The organism is Actinotalea sp. C106 (assembly GCF_023630195.1).
In the GTDB taxonomy this organism is placed as follows: domain Bacteria; phylum Actinomycetota; class Actinomycetes; order Actinomycetales; family Cellulomonadaceae; genus Actinotalea.
Genome location: NZ_JALPKN010000558.1, coordinates 1 through 939, shown reverse-complemented (window position 1 = coordinate 939; position 939 = coordinate 1). Strand labels below are relative to the sequence as shown.

Genomic DNA, 939 nt, shown 5'->3' with positions numbered 1-939 from the left:
GGCCGCGAGCTCGTGAGCGCCCCCGGCGTCGCGGTACCGGACCCCGGTCGCGCGGGCCTTGCGGTGCCCGGGCAGGCCCCGGCGCTCGCTGCCCCCGACCCGGCCCGTGGGCTCGGTGGAGATCGCGAGCACCTCCGCCCCGGTGCGCACGTCGACCCCCTCGGCGATCGCGAGGTCCCGGATGGCGGTGATGAGGGTGCCGAAGCCGCCCTGCGGGTAGAGGACGCCGTCGACCAGGTCCAGGTGGCTCATCAGGTGGTACATGCTCGGCGTGAGGCTCGGGGCCGAGCCGAGGAACACCGCGGGGTAGCCGAGGATCTGACGCAGGCGCGTGTCCTGGGCGGTGGCGTGGATGCGCTTCTCGAGGGACTGGGTGAGCAGCTTGGCCAGGCGCGGGGCGCGCATCGTGACGTCGGCCTTGGCCAGGGGCAGCAGCGAGGCGAAGGTCGTGTACAGGAAGTACTGCAGGGCCGTGGTGTAGGTGTCCGAGGCCGAGTCGAGGTACTCGCGCAGCCGCGCACCGGACCCGGGCTCGACCTCCTCGAAGAGGCGCACGGCGTCCTCGACGTCGGAGCGCACGTCCAGCGGGTCGTGCTTCTCGTAGTACACCCGGTAGGCGGGGTCCAGGCGGACCAGGTCGAGCTGCTCGGCGGTCGTGGTGCCGAGCAGCTGGAAGAAGTGGTCGAAGACCTCGGGCATCAGGTACCAGGAGGGCCCGATGTCGAAGGTGAACCCGTCGGACCGCCAGGTGGCCGCGCGCCCGCCGACGTCGTCCCGGGCCTCGAGCAGGGTGACCTGGTGACCCTCGCGGGCGAGCAGTGCCGCGGTGGCCAGCCCCGAGATCCCGCCGCCGATGACGACAGCCGCGCGCTCGCTCATGCCGGGACCGCCGTCGCGCGCAGGGCCTGGGCGGCGACCCGGAGCTTGACGGGTCCGGGC

Annotated in this window: 1 protein-coding gene; it reads right to left on the bottom strand. The window is 73.5% G+C overall.

Annotated features, from left to right (window positions below; all coding sequences use genetic code 11):
* On the bottom strand, positions 1 to 879 hold an 879-nt coding region (gene crtI, locus L0B03_RS18455), incomplete at its 3' end, for a phytoene desaturase family protein (RefSeq protein WP_250448546.1).
* Positions 880 to 939: the final 60 nt, after the last annotated feature.